At 55.4% G+C, this 18,501-nt stretch carries 13 protein-coding genes and 3 pseudogenes; 6 read left to right on the top strand and 10 right to left on the bottom strand.

The annotated features are described in order from the left end of the window. Positions 1-93: 93 nt before the first annotated feature. Positions 94-348: pseudogene (locus tag GGQ85_RS19275) on the top strand (transposase); the annotation flags it as partial. A 171-nt stretch (positions 349-519) separates the two neighbouring features. On the opposite strand, the gene GGQ85_RS20980 reads toward GGQ85_RS19275, so the two are convergent. The 3 genes from GGQ85_RS20980 to rfbA form a co-directional block, all read right to left on the bottom strand. Next, on the bottom strand, positions 520-750 hold the full coding sequence (locus GGQ85_RS20980; protein ID WP_374708929.1) for an H-NS histone family protein: 231 nt from the start codon (positions 748-750) through the stop codon (positions 520-522). A gap of 706 nt (positions 751-1,456) precedes the next feature. Next, positions 1,457-2,524, bottom strand: coding sequence for a dTDP-glucose 4,6-dehydratase (rfbB, locus tag GGQ85_RS19265; protein ID WP_309775877.1), 1,068 nt, complete (start codon positions 2,522-2,524; stop codon positions 1,457-1,459). A 15-nt stretch (positions 2,525-2,539) separates the two neighbouring features. Then, the gene (gene rfbA / locus GGQ85_RS19260; protein ID WP_309775876.1) at positions 2,540-3,421 is read right to left on the bottom strand and encodes a glucose-1-phosphate thymidylyltransferase RfbA; all 882 of its coding nucleotides are present in this window, start codon (positions 3,419-3,421) and stop codon (positions 2,540-2,542) included. A gap of 116 nt (positions 3,422-3,537) precedes the next feature. Between rfbA and rfbC the strand changes: the two genes are divergently transcribed. Both rfbC and rfbD read left to right on the top strand, forming a co-directional pair. Beyond that, complete coding sequence (gene rfbC, locus GGQ85_RS19255) at positions 3,538-4,092, top strand: dTDP-4-dehydrorhamnose 3,5-epimerase (protein WP_309775874.1); 555 nt, start codon at positions 3,538-3,540, stop codon at positions 4,090-4,092. A gap of 187 nt (positions 4,093-4,279) precedes the next feature. Then, on the top strand, positions 4,280-5,194 hold the full coding sequence (gene rfbD, locus GGQ85_RS19250; protein WP_309775872.1) for a dTDP-4-dehydrorhamnose reductase: 915 nt from the start codon (positions 4,280-4,282) through the stop codon (positions 5,192-5,194). Positions 5,195-5,445: 251 nt separating this feature from the next. Here the strand turns inward: rfbD and GGQ85_RS19245 are convergent, their stop codons facing one another. Together GGQ85_RS19245 and GGQ85_RS19240 are read right to left on the bottom strand one after the other, a co-directional pair. After that, positions 5,446-5,829, bottom strand: coding sequence for a hypothetical protein (locus tag GGQ85_RS19245; RefSeq protein WP_309775870.1), 384 nt, complete (start codon positions 5,827-5,829; stop codon positions 5,446-5,448). A gap of 1,266 nt (positions 5,830-7,095) precedes the next feature. Further along, positions 7,096-7,638 (bottom strand): acyltransferase, encoded by a 543-nt coding sequence (locus GGQ85_RS19240; RefSeq protein ID WP_309775868.1) that lies wholly within the window; start codon positions 7,636-7,638, stop codon positions 7,096-7,098. Between the two features lie 237 nt (positions 7,639-7,875). On the opposite strand from GGQ85_RS19240, the gene GGQ85_RS19235 reads away from it, so the two are divergent. Then, positions 7,876-8,679 carry a metallophosphoesterase gene (locus tag GGQ85_RS19235; RefSeq protein ID WP_309775867.1) on the top strand — a complete coding sequence of 268 codons (804 nt, stop codon included), beginning with the start codon at positions 7,876-7,878 and terminating at the stop codon, positions 8,677-8,679. Between the two features lie 86 nt (positions 8,680-8,765). On the opposite strand, the gene GGQ85_RS19230 is transcribed toward GGQ85_RS19235, so the two are convergent. From GGQ85_RS19230 to GGQ85_RS19215, 4 genes and pseudogenes are all read right to left on the bottom strand, one after another. Continuing rightward, positions 8,766-10,076, bottom strand: a complete 1,311-nt coding sequence (locus GGQ85_RS19230) for an HlyD family type I secretion periplasmic adaptor subunit (protein ID WP_309775866.1) — start codon at positions 10,074-10,076, stop codon at positions 8,766-8,768. After that, positions 10,073-11,968: a type I secretion system permease/ATPase gene (locus tag GGQ85_RS19225; protein ID WP_309775865.1), complete on the bottom strand. Its 1,896-nt coding sequence runs from the start codon at positions 11,966-11,968 to the stop codon at positions 10,073-10,075. Before GGQ85_RS19225 ends, GGQ85_RS19230 begins: the two co-directional genes overlap by 4 nt. 113 nt (positions 11,969-12,081) lie before the next feature. Then, positions 12,082-15,084, bottom strand: coding sequence for an Ig-like domain-containing protein (locus tag GGQ85_RS19220; RefSeq protein WP_309775864.1), 3,003 nt, complete (start codon positions 15,082-15,084; stop codon positions 12,082-12,084). A gap of 875 nt (positions 15,085-15,959) precedes the next feature. Continuing rightward, a pseudogene (locus tag GGQ85_RS19215) lies at positions 15,960-16,238 on the bottom strand (transposase domain-containing protein); the annotation flags it as partial. 289 nt (positions 16,239-16,527) lie between these two features. Here GGQ85_RS19215 and GGQ85_RS19210 point away from each other — a divergent pair. Together GGQ85_RS19210 and GGQ85_RS19205 are read left to right on the top strand one after the other, a co-directional pair. Beyond that, positions 16,528-16,710, top strand: a complete 183-nt coding sequence (locus GGQ85_RS19210; protein ID WP_309775863.1) for a hypothetical protein — start codon at positions 16,528-16,530, stop codon at positions 16,708-16,710. Continuing rightward, positions 16,700-16,875, top strand: a pseudogene (locus GGQ85_RS19205) (recombinase family protein); the annotation flags it as partial. The gene GGQ85_RS19210 and the pseudogene GGQ85_RS19205, both read left to right, overlap by 11 nt. A 12-nt stretch (positions 16,876-16,887) precedes the next feature. On the opposite strand, the gene tnpC reads toward GGQ85_RS19205, so the two are convergent. Further along, positions 16,888-18,417: an IS66 family transposase gene (tnpC, locus tag GGQ85_RS19200; RefSeq protein ID WP_309775862.1), complete on the bottom strand. Its 1,530-nt coding sequence runs from the start codon at positions 18,415-18,417 to the stop codon at positions 16,888-16,890. Positions 18,418-18,501: the final 84 nt, after the last annotated feature.

The raw sequence follows: 18,501 nt of genomic DNA, 5'->3' as shown, positions 1-18,501 counted from the left end.
TTGTGTTAACTTCCAACATGGACGCCTCCGTTCCAGTGATGATCAACGACATCACCTTGGCACAGCGATGCCGTCAGGGGCGTCCACCCCATCAATCTCGGCAGCCACAAAGGCGCCGGCGTGCGCGCGGCGATCGAAGCGACAGGAGCCAGGCTCCTGTACCTTCCGCCCTACAGCCCCGACTTCAATCCAATCGAGAACACCTTCTCCAAGCTCAAGGCACGTCTGCGAAAGGCGGCCGAGCGAACGGTCGACGGCCTGTGGAGCCGCATCGGCGCATTGCTGCCGACCTTCACGCCGCAGGAATGCGCCAACTTCTTCGCCGCTGCTGGTTATGAACCGGATTAAGCCGAATCCGCTCTAACGGCAGAATGACCCTACCGCTTGGGCAATATGATCAGCAGTGGCTCGGCCGTATGCTCCGCTGGACAATGGTTACGGAGCGCTACGCCCGATTCGCCGGCTTCCAAATTTGCGGGCGAATGGAGGGATGGCGTCAAGCTCGCACGCAAGAAAGCCTTAAGCCCTCTGTCTCTCCAGAGAAACGTTTGCGTCGACGATCCGAAACTCCTCGATCCGTTGCCCATTTTCTGTGGCAACCATTAGCCAACGCGGCAACTTGCCCCGACCCGACCACGTTTCGGTAGGACGTTGAGGATTGCGGTATTTGGGGAGAACACGGGGATACTTCCGTCGCCTCTTGGCGACTGGCCTAGATTCATCGTCAGTTTGCTCCCTGGGCGAGGCCATTCCTCGATGAAGTACAGCCAAACGCTTTTCCAGCTCGAGTTTTTCTGCCCGGATCCGAGCTGTAAGTATACTGCCTATCTCTTCATGCAGCGACCAGAGTTCATCAAGAGTCATCAATCCCAATGCACTCGGAGTGAATTTACTAGGCATTTCCGCAGTCAATATACTTCTCCCCCATGTCTTTAGGCCGAGCTTTATCTATTCTAACAGCGCGCCTTTAAGTGTCTCCATCGTCCATCCAACCCCACAAAAGATTATTATTCCTGCACCTTACGACCTATGGTTGAAATTTAGATGCAGATTAATTGGAAAGACAAGGACTAATCGATTCGAACATTTCGGACCGATATTATGAAAAAATCAAGGCGCCAAAGAGACGCGGTGGAGGTGCCGGGGCATCGGCGACCGGCATTGGACATCGATACAAAACACGATCATTGATGATCGATCGGTGCTGATTCGCGACTATGACTGGACATAGGGCTATCCGCCACATTTGCTTGCCGTGTTAGTTTCACGCCCGGTCGATTGCTGCGTCCAGGCCATCTCAGCCTGCGGGGCACCAGCACGGCGGCGGAGCCTGCCGTGGCCGAAAACAACTCATCGTCACGGCGCGCTATCCCCGCGGCAACTTCCGGGCAGCCGAAAGGCCAACTTCAGACTCAGGGAAACGCGGCTGAGCGCGCTGAAAATGTACGATACGATGTTATTGACCAAGTCCGACTCGGGTTGAAACGTAACCTCGTGCAAGAATGGCCTGCCACCAATGCTTCTGTTCTATGTACCAGCGCACCGTACTTTCAATTCCGCTTTCGAAATTTTTCTCAGCTTTCCAGCCAAGTTCGCGCTCTATCTTGGAAGCATCAATGGCATAGCGTCGATCATGCCCAGGTCGATCGGCAACAAATGAGATCGAATCGTGCCGAGAGCCAGACGGATGTGGTGAAAGCTCGTCCAATAAATCGCAAATGGCCTTCACGACCTGCAAATTTGTTCGCTCATTGCGTCCCCCAATATTGTAAGTCTGCCCGACCCCGCCACGCTCGAGCGCTAGCGTAAGAGCCTTTGCGTGGTCTTCAACAAAAAGCCAGTCACGGATGTTTTGCCCGTCTCCATAGACAGGCAGCTCCTCGCCTGCCAGTCCTTTGATAATCGCATGAGGAATCAGTTTTTCGGGGAAATGGTAAGGACCATAATTGTTCGAACAATTGGTAATGAGCGTCGGTAGCCCATACGTTTCATGCCACGCGCGAACCAAGTGGTCCGACGAAGCCTTGCTTGCCGAGTAAGGCGAGTTCGGAGCATAGGATGAAACCTCGGAAAAGGAGCCGCTTTCTCCAAGTGAACCGAAAACTTCATCCGTGGAGACGTGCAGAAAGCGAAATCCTTCGCGCTGTGCACCTGTCAGTCCGCGATAATAACGCAGCGCCTCCTGCAACAGAGAAAACGTGCCGACGACGTTCGTCTGTATGAACTCGCCTGGGCCATCAATAGACCGATCGACATGGCTTTCCGCGGCAAGGTTCATCACCGCGTGAGGCTGGAACTTTGAGAACAGCTGTTGCAGCAACGGCCCGTTGCAAATGTCTGCGCGTTCAAAAGCGTAACGTGAGTTACTGACGCCATTTGGGATATTGTTAAGATTGGCCGCATAGGTCAACTTGTCGAGATTAACGACGTTTGCTTGCGTATCGGCGAGAAGATGCCGGCACACCGCTGAACCAATGAAGCCAGCGCCGCCGGTCACGAAAATTGTCGCTCCTTCGAATCGCATAACATGATCCTGCTACTATTTGTTCGTCTCAAAGTTACGATAAACGGACATTAAATATTCGCCATAACTGCTTTTCGCACATTTTCTGGCCGCATGACCGAATTGCTCCAGAGAAATATAACCCTGACGGAGCGCGATCTCTTCGGGACAGGCGATCCGCAGACCTTGACGCTGCTCCAGAATTTGAACAAAATGACTCGCTTCAACCAGCGAGGAATGCGTCCCGGTATCGAGCCAGGCGAAGCCGCGGCCCAAAACCTCGACAAAGAGATCGCCGCGTTCCATATAGGCTGAATTAACGTCTGTAATTTCGATTTCGCCGCGGGCGGAAGGCACGATCCTGCTAGCAATTTCGACGACGTCGTTGTCATAGAAATAAAGCCCGGTCACCGCGACGTTGGATTTCGGTTTCGCAGGTTTTTCCTCGATCGAAATTGCGCGGCCGGAAGCATCAAGTTCGACCACGCCGTACTGATCGGGGTTATTGACGACATTGCCGAATATTGTGGCCCCCACCCTACGGGCCGACGCCTTGGTAACAAGCTCGGGCAAACCGTGTCCGTAGAATATGTTATCGCCCAGAACCAGAGCGACCGCATCTGATCCGATAAAATCGCGTCCAACGATGAAGGCGTCAGCTAATCCTCGAGGATGATCCTGAGCGGTATATGAGAATCTCAATCCGAAATCGCTGCCGTCACCGAGTAAGCGTTGAAACAGCGTTTGATCTTGAGGCGTAGTAATCAGTAAGATTTCGCGAATTCCAGCAAACATGAGTACCGAAAGGGGATAGTAGATCATCGGCTTGTCGAACACCGGAAGCAGCTGCTTTGAGACGACAGTCGTAACCGGAAAAAGACGGGAGCCAGTTCCGCCAGCAAGGATAATGCCTTTCATGGGGCCTCAAAAAGGTTAAACTATAAAGTAACAACCAACGCCGCCAATGGCGCTAGTTGATGTTACATACTTTTATAAGCATTAAATTGGCCGCCCTCAGAGAAAATATTCGTTAGATGAACGTCATATCTACACCCATCCCTGAAGTGCTGATTATCGAACCCAAGATTGTCGGCGACTCCAGAGGTTTTTTTCTGGAAACCTACCAACTGGAAAGATATGCCGTACATGGGATTTCGCGGCCCTTCGTGCAGGACAATTTATCACGATCTGCCCGTGGCGTGTTGCGGGGGCTTCATTTTCAGAATCCGATGAGCCAGGGCAAGCTCGTTAGCGTCGTCAACGGACGCGTTTTGGATGTCGCCGTGGACGTCCGGTATGGCAGCCCGACCTTCGGCCAGCACGTTGCCGTAGAACTCGATGATAACAATCGTCGTCAGCTTTGGGTACCGCGCGGCTTTGCTCACGGGTTTGTTGTGCTATCGGACACAGCCGATTTCTCCTACAAGTGCGATAACAGTTACAGTCCGAAGGACGAAATCGTCGTGCGCTGGAACGATCCCGAACTGGCGATAGCCTGGGGGATCGACGACCCTTCTCTTTCTGCGCGCGATTCAGCTGCCGCGCTGCTCAAGGACATCTCTCGTCTTCCGCGCTACGGGGAAGTCTGAGACCAGGATCGCGGCTGATGTTATGATTTTGACCTTCAACTAATAACCGGAATTCCCAGCATTCAAATCGACCCAGCAACGTCGTTGCACGTTTCCAAGTCCAGCTATCGCCAACCGGCTCTACCATGGAGAACGGATGTTGGGATATCCCAGGCGTATCGAAAAATATAGATCGAGGTGCTGCGACATGCGGATTTTAATTACAGGGACAACTGGACAAGTCGGCGGCGCCTTGCTCGCGATCCTATGGGACAAGCACGAAGTGATTGCTCCTCCACGGCCGACATTCGATTTTTCCGCGCCGCAAAGCCTTGGTTATACTCTCAACAAATTTGCTCCCGACTTGATCATCAACCCAGCTGCCTATACCGCTGTCGATCGCGCTGAAGAAGAGCCGGAACTAGCCTTCAAGATTAACCGAGATGCGCCGCGTTTCATAGCGCATTGGGCGGCCGCGCGTAACGTTCCATTGATCCACTTCTCGACGGATTACGTATTCAATGGAAAGTGCGATCAGCCGTCACTAGAAAATAGTCCCGCCGATCCGCTTTCGGTATACGGCAGGAGCAAGCTAGCCGGCGAAGATGCAATCCGCGAAGCAGCGGGACCACATTTGATCGTCCGGACATCGTGGGTGTATGCTGCGCGCGGCAGTAATTTTCTCAGAACAATTGCGCGCTTAGCGCGCGAACGTAAGGAACTGAGAATTGTTGCAGATCAGGTCGGCGCGCCCACTTCGGCGCGCGTCATTGCGAACGCGATAGAGCAACTGACTGCAATGGAGCCGTGCGACCTATGTCATAGCTTTACGAAGGCCGAAGGTGTTGTCAATATCGTGACTGCGGGCGAGACGAGCTGGCACGGTTTTGCCGCTTCGATTGTTGAGGGACTGCAATCTCGTAATGTCGCTCTTGCAGTGAAACTGGTCTTACCTCTACGGACGGAAGACTATCCCACTAAAGCCAAGCGGCCGCTTAACTCGCGCCTCGACCTGACCAGAGTGCAGGAAGTGTTCGGCATTACACCGCCAACATGGCAAGAGGCGCTTGAACCGGAGTTGGACGAACTTGCAAGTGAAATGCAGACCACCAACATTAAATAATACATAACTCCGTCGATTGCTGATGCTAACCAAGGCCTATTGCGCGCGCTTGACCCTCATCGCATTTCGAATCACGATCGCGTCGAAGTCCTTCGGCAGGTTTCGTTTATGATTGTAATTGGTGTCGCTGACGCATTTGCTTGGCCATCTTGGCTGGCATTCCGATACCCCCAGGCCGCTCCACGATGGAACGCCGTGCCATGATGCACGCTGTGGCGTGTGCGAGCGCTATGCAAGCCGGATGAGGTCATTTAGTAAGATCTTGAGGAAGCTAATTTCAGTTCCGGAAAGCGTGTGATCAACGCTGTCTGGAGAAACTTCAGATGTCCAATCTGGGTTTCGAGATCTGTTAATCGGCGCTCTCCATTTTTGATTTCGGCACCCAATAGATCTTGAAATTTACTGTCGATTGCATCGCGTTCAAGATACTCGTCAGTCCCGGTTCCGAAAGTCACAGCCGCACGCGCGAGGGTGTCTTCAATCCGTCGACCCAAACCGATGCGTTCAGCCTCTGCAACTTCGATCGCACCTTCTATCGCCTCGGCGACTAGCCTGAGGCGCTTTCGGTCGGAATCGATATTGCGGGCATGGGAACGCGTCTTAAAAAACTTTTGAGCACGCGCTAGTAGAAACATGGGTGATCCGAGAAAAGATCTAAACAATTGTAAATGGCTATAGCTCGCAAACCTCGGGCTTATTTCTTTTTTGACGAATGAATTCGATGGTGAGGACCAACCTACACTCCGAAGAACTTAAGTTTAAATAGAGGTCATGCGCCTATCGAACTACTCGCGCCCTTTAGCCGAGCGTCCGTGTGGATCAGCCCCAGCGCCTTGAGCATTTGCTTCGCGGTCACGGACGAGCGTATTCCGTAAGCCCACATACGTAGGGGCCATATCTATCCTTCCGATAGAGATCATGCCAAAGATTCGAACGATCATCAGCGTTGAGATCGACGTTGCAAACACCGCTTATGTCGTCCAGAGCTTTATCTCGACTCAGTAAAATAGTACCCACAGTAGTCGCCCAACTGCGCTGGCAAATCGTGCCAACGACATACCCCGGCGCGTCATCCAGAGAACAGCATTCAAAAATTGCAGTGATTGGTGCCGGCCCGCGCTTTCACTGCACTCGGTAGGCGAAACCATTCCATGGGTCACCTCGAGGCGCATCGTGAAGTTGATCTAACCGAATCCAATCATTGGCCTCTAGTCAACTTGATGACGGCCTTTAATTGGCCGTACACGCCATAGAATGCCAGTAAGCATGGCTTATGCTCCCACGTATGTTAATAACCTATAGATTGAATTGTACCCTTAGTCGAATAAAAAATAAACTATTATTCACTTCCCCACGCGGGAAATACCTCGTTAAATGTCGGTCTGTTAGGTAATTCGGGCTCTCTTTCCATACTCCCATAGGTGCGGATTTTTGCTAAAGCATAGTTCTCTGGCGGTCGGCGACAGACCGGATTCGAAAATTCATAGAACCGCCGTATATGGCCACCAGCAGAACGCAAGCCGGATGCCCCTCGGCGAACCGGGTAGCTGGCAGCGTTAGGGCAAAAACTTCTTTGAAGTCTTGAGGTGGGCGCGAGCTGCCCGCTCTCGGTGGGCGGTCGGGTTCTGCGCATTAATGTCGCTACGGCGAATCTGTCAGTCAAACGAGTCCGAGCGCTGATATTAAAGAACGGGGACGTCACCATTAAGATTGCAGCAAGCTCCGCGCTAACGTCGTCGCTGGGGCGGCGCAGTAATTTCGGTCCTATGCGATGCTCGGGGTTGAGGTGGCCCATGAGGGTGGGTGCCAGAGTGGCGCGCCGGCGTTCCGTTTGATTTTGGTGAACGCTCTAAAGCGTAGTCGGGGCGCAGTGAGGCTGCAGTAGGAGAGGCTGCCGCCGATCAGCGGACCCGGGCCGGTGACCCAAACACCTTAGTCCGCGGCGGGATGTTGCGATTGACTAACGAGTTTGCGCCAACCACTGCCTGATCTCCGATCGCGACACCCATCTGAACAATCGTGTTTGGACCGAGATAAACACCGTTTCCAATCCGGGTCGACGCGTAGTCTACCGGTTCAGCACCGAGCGACACCGAACGCTTTACAGTATGATGGGTATAAATCTGAACCCCCGCAGATATCGAACACCAGTCGCCGATCTCGAGTCCTCCACCGGACCCATCCAGAATACACCCAGGCCCGATCCAGGTATGACGCCCCACGCGCACATCGCCCAGCACGAGCACGTTATCGTACATGGTGGTGCCTTCACCAAACCCATACATCGCGGCGTTATCGGCACGCTCCGTCAATAGATCACCGATGGACACGCGGCGATTAAACTGATCTTTCTTCCGGCGCGCCAACACGTTGAGGAACTGTCGGATAATCGCCAGCCATGCGTCCGTATCACCAGGCCCTGGATACCTCATTCCGTTTGACATGTCTTGTGCAACTCCAGACAACATGAACCGCGCGGCAATTTTTCGTGATGCATGCTGCGGTCAATGCGATCCGTCAACAAGGCCGCATCGTGTCCGGCCCATGGAGTGATCGGTCTTCCAAAATAATACGCTTCTGGCGCAAACACTATCACCAGTATTAATATGATCGATGGATGTTCGTCACGCTGAAAGTTGAGTATTGTTTGATGTCAATCGCTATAAGCAAAGGTGCCGCTTATGTGGAGATTGCGCGCAACCTCGGATCTCAAAAAAAAAGCCAAACTCGCGGATGGCATCCGCATTTACGCGGTCGGAGATATTCACGGGCGCGCAGATCTACTTGAGAAATTGCTATTCCAAATCCAAGTAGATGACAATCGGCATCCGTCCGATCGCCCGCTTATAGTCTTTCTGGGCGACTACGTTGATCGCGGACCGGATTCCCGAAAAGTCCTTGATATCCTTGTAGAATGCTCCACCTCCCGCGAAGCCGTTTTCCTAAAGGGCAATCATGAATCGTTCATTCCTCGCTTCCTTCATGACCCCTCGTCGCTCAAAGATTGGCGGCTTTTCGGTGGTATGGAAACGCTGACATCCTACGGATTGACACCGTCAATTAATCCAAGTGCCTGCGAGCAAGAACTTCTGGCGATCGAGTTCGGCAAATCTATTCCGGCCCGACATCTCAATTTCCTCGAAACGCTTGACCTATCGTTCTGCAGCGGCGATTTCTGTTTTGTCCATGCCGGAATCCGTCCTGGAATCCCCATAGCCAGGCAGCGGGAGGAAGATCTTCTATGGATACGCGATGATTTTCTTTCCTGGGAAAAGCCGTTCGAGAAATTCATCGTGCACGGTCACACTCCGGTCCGCGCGCCCGACATACGTTCGAATCGCGCAAATATCGATACCGGCGCCTTTGCAACAGGACACCTCACCTGTCTTGCGATTGAGGGTTCAAGCATCGAGCCTCTTATCGACGTACAGAACTGGCGGCACGACGAAGACACACGGACATTGTCGAAATCCGCATCCGGATGAACGTTCATTGCAAGCCTAATAAAGCGCCTGATTTCCCATCAACGGCGAGTTGCCACGCTCTGTAGTATTCAATGCGGCGCTCAAACCTATCGTTCTTTGAAAGCTCTCTCCGCCTGCTCTTTCAGTGGCTCGATAAGATAGGTCAAGACTGTTCGGCTAGGCGTCTGTATGAAGACGTCGACCGGCATACCTGGCACTAATTTGGCGCCGGCAAGTCGTTCGACCTGGTCCGCCTTGAGCGACACTCGCGCCGTGTAATGGCTTGTTCCGGTACGCTGATCCTGAGTCAGATCAGCGGATACCAGAACAACGTCGCCTTCAATCTCCGGTGTTGTCCGGTTAAGTGCTGAAAAGCGCATGAAAGTTGATTGACCCACGTAGACTTGTTCGATGTCGCGCGGAGCAATTTTGACCTCGACAGCTAATGCATCATTGTCCGGCACGATCAACATGATCTGCTCACCGGGCGAGATAACCCCGCCGACCGTATGCACGGTCAGTTGATGAACCCGACCATTCTGCGGTGCGCGAATATCGATGCGATGAAGCTGATCCACCGCGGCGATCTTGCGCTCGGAAAGCTCGGAAATTTTCGAGCGGGCCTCAATCAGATCTTTGCCGACCTCCGTCCGCAAATCCTGGTCGATCTGAATGGTTTGAAGTTCAATTTCGGATATCTTACCCTTGGCTTGTGCGATCATCCCAGCCAGCTGACTGCGCTCACCCTCGAGACGAGCCGTATCGCGCTCCAAAGCAGTCAATCGGGTAATCGGCACGAGCTTCTTCTGCCAAAGCTGCCGAACACCTTCCAATTCCTCGTGGACGAAACCCACTTCCTTTTGCTTGGCCTCGAGCTGTCCGGTGTAGCCCGTGATTTCATCGCGAAGTTGGGCGCCGCGTTCTTTCAACTGCGCCTTTTGCCCCTCTCGGGCCAACCGGCGAAGAGCAAACAAGCTTCGTTCAGCCGCAATCGCGCGGGCCGCCTCTGAATTAATGTCTTGAGCGCGATCAAGCAGAACGCTTGGAAATGTCAACTGCTCCGCACCTTCGCGCTCTGCTTCCAAACGAGCCTGGCGCGCGAGCAATTCATCATAGCTCTTCGAGATAATGGTAGCGTTCGCGAGAGTCTGGGTCTCGTCGAGACGCACCAGAATGTCACCTGCCTTGACGCGATCGCCATCCTTCACACGCAGTTCGCTGACGACACCGCCAGTCGGATGCTGCACTTTCTTGACGCTCGAATCGACGATAATCGAGCCCTGCCCGACGACGGCTCCCGACAACTCAGCCGTAGAAGCCCAACCGCCGATACCTAAGGTTACCAGGGTGGCGATGAATATCCCGGCCACGGTATAGCGCTGGATCGAATACAGTGCAGAGGTGTCGACGGCACTCATCGAGTGTCTCCTACCACCTTCAACGGCGGTGCATTCGTTCGAAGCACCTTGCGAAGAACATCATCCTTTTTACCGAACGACTGGATCTTCCCTTCAGCGAGAACCGCTACATGGTCGACCCCGTCCAATGCCTTTGGACGATGTGCTATCACCACCACGATACCGCCGCGACGCCGCGCGCTTAGGATGGCCTCGGTAAGCGCCTCCTCGCCCTCTGCATCCAGATTCGATGTCGGCTCGTCGAGTACAACAAGAAACGGATTGCCGTAGAACGCTCGGGCGAGTCCAATGCGCTGTCGTTGGCCGGCCGAGAGCGTCATTCCACCCTCGCCGATCCTTGTCCCATACCCGTTCGGGAACGAGAGAATGAGATCATGGGCTCCGGCAGCACAGGAGGCTTCTAGCACCGCCTCCGCGGTTGCTTGCGGATTGAAACGCGCAATGTTGACAGCGATGCTGCCGTCGAACAACTCAACATCCTGCGGAAGATAACCAATGTGTCGACCGAGAGCCTCCGACGACCACTGGCCCAGCGCTGCATTATCCAGACTGATCTTACCGCGCAGTTGCGGCCAAACGCCAACAAGTGCGCGTGCAAGCGTGGACTTTCCCGAGCCACTCGGACCGATGATCCCTAACCCGTCGCCCTTCGACAACTTGAAGGAGACGTCGTTGACGATCGGCTTCTCCGAACCCGGAGCATTTACATGCACTTGCTGAACCGTGACGTGTTGGACCGGCGGGGGAAGCGACAGGGGTTCCTTCTCCTCCGGCAACAATGTCAACAGTTGGTCCAGCCGGCGACCAGATTGTCGGGCGCTGACGAAGCCCTTCCAGTTGGCAATTGCGACCTCGACGGGCGCCAATGCGCGAGAGGTGAGAATTGAGCCGGCGATGATGATGCCCGCCGTGGATTCTTGATATATGACGAGATAGGCGCCAACGGCCAGAACCGACGACTGAAGAATTGCACGAAAAACTTTCGACGTCCCGCCCAGACCGCTTGCCACATCGCTCGCGGCCTCCTGCGCGGCAAGGTACTTTTGATTGACCTCTCGCCAACGAAGTGCCGCCAGCCGCCGCATACCCATGGCATGCAAAACTTCGGCGTTGCGCCGCCCCTCGGACGCCAACGCATTACGCATCACGGCAAATTGTGCAAACGCCTTGGCCGGGGCTTGCGTTCGCGCTTCGGTCAGAATCGTGATGACAATCAGGATCAATGTGCCAACAAGAGCCGCGACGCCAATCCAGAAGTGAAACAGGAAGCAAATGCCAATATAAACGGGCATCCACGGAAGATCGAAAAGCGCCGAGGGCCCGCCGCTCGAAAGAAAGCTGCGAACCTGATCAAGATCACGAAGAGGCTGCAAGCCGTCACCGTCGCCCCGGGTCTTCAATGGCAGCCGGACAACTGCATCGAACACCCTCAGGCCAAGCGTCTCATCAAGATGGCGGCCGATACGAACGCTGATGCGACTGCGGATGAGATCGAGCACTCCTTGAAATGCATAAAGCACCACTGCTAACGCCAGCAAGGCTATCAGCGTTGGAATGCTGCGGCTGGGCAGAACCCGATCATAGACCTGCAGCATAAAAAATGATCCGGTGAGCATCAGAATATTGCTCACGCCGCTGAACGCCGCCATGCCCCAGAATATCTGGCGACACGATCTCACAAACCCGGCGATCTCGGATTTTGAATTGGCATACTCGTCGCCGGGCCGTGAGCGGCCCGAGAAAATTTTCTTGCGCGCGTCTTCCACGACACCTTCCAGCGTGACGCGCGCCCGTCCCGTCGAGAGCATTGATTGCACACGCCCGGTCAGTGAAGGCAAAGCCCTCGCAAAAGCCGAGGCGAAATCGGATGCGGTCCTCGCAGGCAGGGGCATTTGCCCCGGCCTTCCGGAGTTAGTCATGATTGTTCCCCCAAGTCATATCACCGTTAGATGACCCCGGTAGATTTACTCACCTACCCATCACACGGCACGCACCCGTTTTACGCTTACGCGAAGTGAAAGTCATAATGATCAAGACCGCTCAGAGTGGCATTTTTCAGCGTTAGCGAGTTGCTGCCTGTGGAAATGACAACGTCTTGACCAACTTGGCTCGCGTGGGAAATCATGCTCGCAAAATCATCGAACACGCTTTTGCTGAATTGGATTGTATCGTGTCTCCATCCGACCGCGTATTCCGCCTCGAAGTCCTTGATGGTGTCGTTGCCGAAATTATTGGCGAACACAAATGTGTCGGAGCCGCCGTTACCAACCAATAAGTCGTCGCCAGTCGTGCTCGTCAAAGTGTCGCTCCGGGTCGTGCCCAGAATGGCTTTGTCCGGACTCGTCGCGACCACTCGGCCGGTGCTATCAATCTGCTGGGCCGAGAAGGTATGGACAGTGTCCGACAAAGCGGACGTTTTGAAGCTCCAAGAACCGTCCGAACCCGCCTTTACTGACCCGAGCGATTGGGTTCCATCAAGGAGCTTGATCTGGGTGTAGGGATTGGCCATGCCCTTGATGGTGGCCGTATCGTTCCACCCCTCATAGAGATTCGTGAAATCGATCGACGCTGTTTTTGGTACTGTCGTTGGTGCTGACACCGTTATCCCGCTGGCTGCGGAGGCAGAGCTGGTATTGCCGGCGGCGTCCATTGCCTTGGAGGTAAAGTTGTGACCGCCATTGGCTAGATCGGTCGCCTCAAAGCTCCAGGCACCGCTGCTGTTTGTTGTAGCGGTACCGATCTGCTTATCAGCGTCGAAAATCTTCACTGTACTAGATGCTTCAGCGGTTCCTTTCAGGATGAAGTCGTTATTCGCTGTTGTGCCGCTGACCGCAGTGCCGCTCGTCGAGTAGATCCCCATCTTCGGTGCGGTAGGCGCATGAGTGTCGATCGTAACGGAAACGGCTTCCGAGGCCGCACTGGTCTTACCGACCGAGTTAGTATCCGTCGCCGTCAGATTGTGGGCGCCATCGGTGAGCGTAGCCGTCTTGAAGCTCCAGGCGCCCGTACCATCGGAGGTCGCGGTGCCAATTTTTCCTCCCTTGTCATAGAGCGTAACGGTGCTGTTGGCCGTAGCCGTCCCATTCAAGGTCAGGGAATTGTCGCTGGTAATAAAATCACCAACCTTGCCGCTGTCGCTCGAAAACGAGACGATTTTCGGAGCCGCTGGTCCCTCCGACGTCGATGAAGAGACACTCACATTGAGAACCGTCGATGTCTTGCCTATATTGCCCGCCACGTCAGTCGCTTTCGCCGTGAACGTATGCTGTCCGGTCGAAAGCTGGCTGGTAGTGAAACTCCAGCTCCCATCTGCAGCAGCCGTCGCCGTACCGATCTTGCTGCTTCCATCGAAGATATCGATCGTGCTTTTGGACTCCCCGGTGCCCGTCAGGTTGACAACGTTGTTACTCGACGATGCCGCTCTCGCGGTCGCCGACTGAACCGTCCCGCCGGAGGTCGATGCAATCGTCGGCGCAGTCGGTGCCGTTGTGTCGATCGTAACGTCAAGATTCGCCGATGCACTGCTGGTTTTTCCCTGACTATCCGTCGCCGTGGCCGTCAGCGTATGCTTGGCGTCACTCAAAGCTGCCGCCGTGTAACTCCACGAACCACTAGAATTTGCCGTTGTGGTGCCGACCTGCTTCGCGCCATCATAAACTTTGATGGTGCTGTTAGCGATCGCCGTTCCTGTCAGTGTCAGCGTGTTATCATTGGTGATATGATCACCGACGACGCCGCTGTCTTGCGAGAAAGATGCGATCGTCGGAGCGTTCGGTGTCGCCGGAGCGGTCGGCGTCGCGATCGTAACTGCAAGCGCCGTAGACGCAGCACCGGTGTTGCCGGCCACATCCATGGCTTTGGCAGTGAAGTTGTGGGCGCCGTTTGTGAGCGACTTTGTCGTAAAGGTCCATGCGCCAGAACTGTTGGCTGTGGCGGTGCCAATCTGGGTAGAGCCATCAAACACCTTCACGGTGCTATTGACCTCCGCAGTCCCCGTTAGCTGGGCGACATGAGTGCTGGCTAGCGTCGCCGCCGAAGTCGACATCTTTATCGTGGGCGCAGTTGGGGCGACAGTATCCACCGACACCGAACGCGCTGCCGAAGCCTGACTCGTGACGCCCGAACTTGTGGCGGTTGCCGTGAATTTATGCGCACCATCCGCTAGTGCCGAGCTCGTAAACGACCACGCGCCGTTGCTGGCCGCCGTGACCGTGCCAATCGCCTTTGTGCCGTCAAACACCTTCACGGCGCTGTTAGCTGCCGCATTGCCCGTGAGAGTAATTGTGTTATCGTGGGTAATCCCATCACTCCCGATCCCGCTATCGTCTGAAACCGAAACAATTGTGGGCACTCCAGGCGCAGCAGCATTACCCCCCTCCACCGGTAAGGGCGCCTTAATCAGAGCTCCCGGAACGAGTTCACCGTTCACGATCGTTGCGTAACGCACATTATCCCATTGGGTGATGTGTATGTCCGACCTGATTTCCTCAATAACCAACGGGTCAAACATGAACGGCCCAACAAAATACACGTCTTTGAGGGCTACAGTGATGGGCTGATCATCTGCGTAAATCTTCAGACCAGTTGGCCCTCCTTGGAACACCACGTTGTTCAGGGTGACCGAGCCGCCGTAATTGTCCGCGATGAAGAGCCCAGCATTTGCCGCGGTATTATGCGATACGATTGACGAGTTCGTGATAGTCAGGTTGCCACTTGAGCCAGGGCTGTAAGCCTGAATGCCGTCGGCGTGATCGGCACCAGTGCCGGTTGTTTCGATATATGAATTATTGATGACGATGTCGCCATCTCCCCCGAGACGCACACCTTCTCTCGAATTAATGCGGACCTGGTTTACAGTAAACGAGCCCTCGCCGACAACCGAAGCCATGTTGCCGCTGTCCGTGATGCTCTTGTTCGAAACTGCTCCCCCGTTTTTTAGGATGACAGAACCAGAATTGGTGACGCTGCTGAAAATTGAGTCATTCCAGCTAAGAGGAATTCCGGCCATTCATATCTCCTGATTAGTTGTCCCCAAACTCACGACGCGCCCATATGCACCCCAAGGGCGCATCGTCAGGTATCGGTGTCTGGGAGACGGCAGCGGCTTTTTTGGGACGACATCACGGCCTACCCGAGGATTTCTCGCGAACTCAGTTAAAGTCTTAGTTCTGAAGTCTATGATCGAGAAACGACAGGTGAGCGACTAAATCAATTAACCCGTCCCTATTTCGGCACAGTTAATTGGATCGTGGAAAATGCCACTTTCAACCAAGTTCCTGCGGAGAGTAAATTTGAGTTTAAGGAAATTAAATCAGATTTAAACGACTCCGGCCGCGATTGAATTGTCTTGCGAGCACCCACGACGCGATGACGCTTAGCTTTATACTTACAATGGCAACGATACTAAGGCTGGCCGCCAACTCGCGAATCAAACCGATGAAAAACGTAAGCCCGCAGACAACAGCGAATACACAATCGGCTCGTCGAAGAGCGACAATCGCTGAAGTACTATCTTTCTAAAGGCATCGCTGGGCTGGAGGCAATAATTTCTTTGGATAGTCGTACCTACGTCGCAGATTGCGAACCTGCTCGCGTAGCGTCTGGGGAATGGCAATGATCGTCGGCAACCGCTTCTGTTGGACCACATCGGCCATTCAAGATCGTTTCCTAGCCATCTGTCTGAGTCTGTCGAATACATTCAGCAGTCACTGCGTTCGGGTTCGCAAAATATGCTGAAACAGCCACATAAAGAAGAAACCGACAGCTAAACAATGCGCCCCGTAGCGACCTGGCAAATTTGGTGCATTTATCGATTACAGATAAGGCAGCATTTTTTCGGGATTTTGAGAAAATCAGGCTGACAGACGGTGTTCGATATTTGTTCTAATAAGTTCGCAGGCTTAATGTCGAACTAGTGTAAGCAGTGTTCTCAGGCCACGGCTTTGGTTCGAGCGGAAGGATGTAGGCCCAGGGCAGAAGATCGTCGATCTGGCTTGTTGGGTGGCCGTTCACGATCCTGGTGACAATGTCAGTGAGATTGCCGAGCGGCTCGACGCCGTTGAGTTTGCAGGTTTCGATCAGCGAAGCGATGACGGCCCAGTGTTCGGCGTCGCCGTAGGAGCCGGCGAAGAGCGCATTCTTTCGGTTGAAAGCAATCACCCGTCCATTCAGCCCATATCGGTCAGGATGTTGAAGTTTCTTATCGCTGGCATGCACTTTATGGACGCCGTGTTCGGCTAAGCAGGCCTGAGCCGCCGGCCAACGGCCAGATCGCTTTCGCAAAAGCTTCCCCCGGCGAGATTCTGATCGTGGCCGCCTGAATGCTCGATCCGATCTTCTGCGCCGAAACGCAGATGGGGGGAATCGCGTCCCTCGCTCGCAACGCTCGCTGACGTGCATCGCCTACTCGTCGCTTGTGAATTCAGGCGAAGCTCCGTCCAGGAGGACCCAAATGCGAGGCTCGCCCCAGCTCCGGTCAACAGCCAAGCCGACCCATCCGCTGAACCTAACATTCGGGCCACGACCGCTGTCGGGCTTGCCGACGACCGACCGGTCGCGGTCCATTGCATTGCTGGCGTATCTCCTAGCGCAGGCCGCCGGCGCCACCGCGGTGGAGCGTGACGATGTCGAATGACGACGTTCCCGCCACGGTCTTGGGCCGCAAGGCCGTGGTCTATGTTCGCCAGTCGACCAAGCCCAGGTCGAGACTAACACCGAGAGCCGGCGACGCCAGTACAAGTTGGTCGAGACGGCGCGGGCGCCCGGCTTTCGATCGATCGAAGTAATCGACGATGATCTGTAAGCGCTGTTTTCAGGCCACGTATTTGAGGTCTTGCGCAGCGGGATAGGTCCAAGGCAGCAGTCCATCGATTTGGCTGTTGGGGTGGCCATTGATGATCCTGGTGATGACGTCGGCGAGGTAGGCATGCGGTTCTACGCCGATGAGCTTGCAGGTCTCGATCAGCGAGGCGATGACGGCCCAGTGCTCGCCGCCACCGTCTGAGCCAGCGAACAGGGCGTTCTTGCGATTGAGTGCAATCGGGCGGATGGCGCGTTCGACGACGTTGGAATCGATCTCGATGCGGCCGTCGTCGATGAAGCGCGTCAGCCCTTGCCAGCGCGACAATGCGTATCGGATAGCTTCTGCGAGCTTGGTCTTCTGACTGATCAGAGCGAGCCTGGCGCGGAGCCAGGGTTCGAACTCGTCGATCATCGGTCGGCTCTTCTCCTGGCGGACGGCGCGACGCTCGTCGGCGCTGCGGCCACGGATCTCGCCTTCGATCGCGTAGAGACCGGCAATGCGTTCGAGCGCCTCGCTGGCGATCGGTGCAGGACCGGCAACGGCGAGTTCATAGAAGCGTCGGCGGACGTGGGCCCAGCAGAACGCGAGTTGCACGTCGCCACGCTCGGCAAGCGACCGATAGCCGACATAGCCATCGACCTGAAGAATGCCCGTGAAGCCGGCGAGATGGGCGATCGGCCGCTCGGCCTTGCGATCGGGCGCATAGACATAGGTGACGGCGGGCGGATCGGCGCCGCCCCAGGGCCGGTCATCGCGGGCATAGGCCCATAGCTGGCCAGTCTTGGTACGGCCACGTCCGGGATCGAGTACCGGTGCGGTCGTCTCGTCGGCAAACAGTTTGGGCGACCGCTTCAGTCCGGCGAGCAGCCGCTCATGCACCGGCCGCAGCAGGAAGGCGGCACGTCCGACCCAATCGGCCAAGGTCGAGCGATCCAGATCAATACCCTGGCGTGCGTAGATCTGGGCTTGTCGATACAGCGGCAGATGATCGGCGTATTTGGCGACGAGCACCTGCGCCACAGTGGCCTCGGTCGGCAGCCCACCCTCGATCAGCCGCGCCGGCGCCGGTGCCTGCACCATGGTCTCGCAGGCCCGGCAGGCATACTTCGGTCGGCGCACGACCAGGACCCGGAACTGGGCCGGGACGATGTCCACCCGCTCGCTCACATCCTCGCCGATCCGGTGCAGCGCATGGTGGCAACACGGGCAGGCACGATCGTCGACGTCCACCAGCATCTCGACCCGCGGCAGATGCGACGGCAGCGATCCTCTGTTCTTGCGGCGCTGGGCGGCCCGGTTGGATCGCTCGATTGTATTGGCTGCATCGGCCGCTGCGTCGCGGCTCGCCTCGACCTGCTCGATATCCTCCAGGCTGAGCAGCAACTGATCCGCGGGCAGCGTCTCGGCCCGACGGCCAAAGCGATGACGTTGCAGTTCCTTGATGATCTGCTCCAGCCGCGCTGCGCGTGCCCGTTCGGCCAGCAGCATCGCCTTGAGCATGCCGGGATCGTTGGGAAGCCTGTCGTCCGTCATCGTCATGCGGCGACTACATCACGTATGACGATGTCTCGCGAGCGCCACGTGCACGCTGATTCACTGTGCCGCAGCTCAACTCGCCTGTAT

The organism is Nitrobacter vulgaris, from assembly GCF_031453995.1.
Classification (GTDB): domain Bacteria; phylum Pseudomonadota; class Alphaproteobacteria; order Rhizobiales; family Xanthobacteraceae; genus Nitrobacter; species Nitrobacter vulgaris.
The sequence above is the reverse complement of the archived record's forward strand: the minus strand, read 5'-3'. Positions and strand labels throughout refer to the sequence as shown.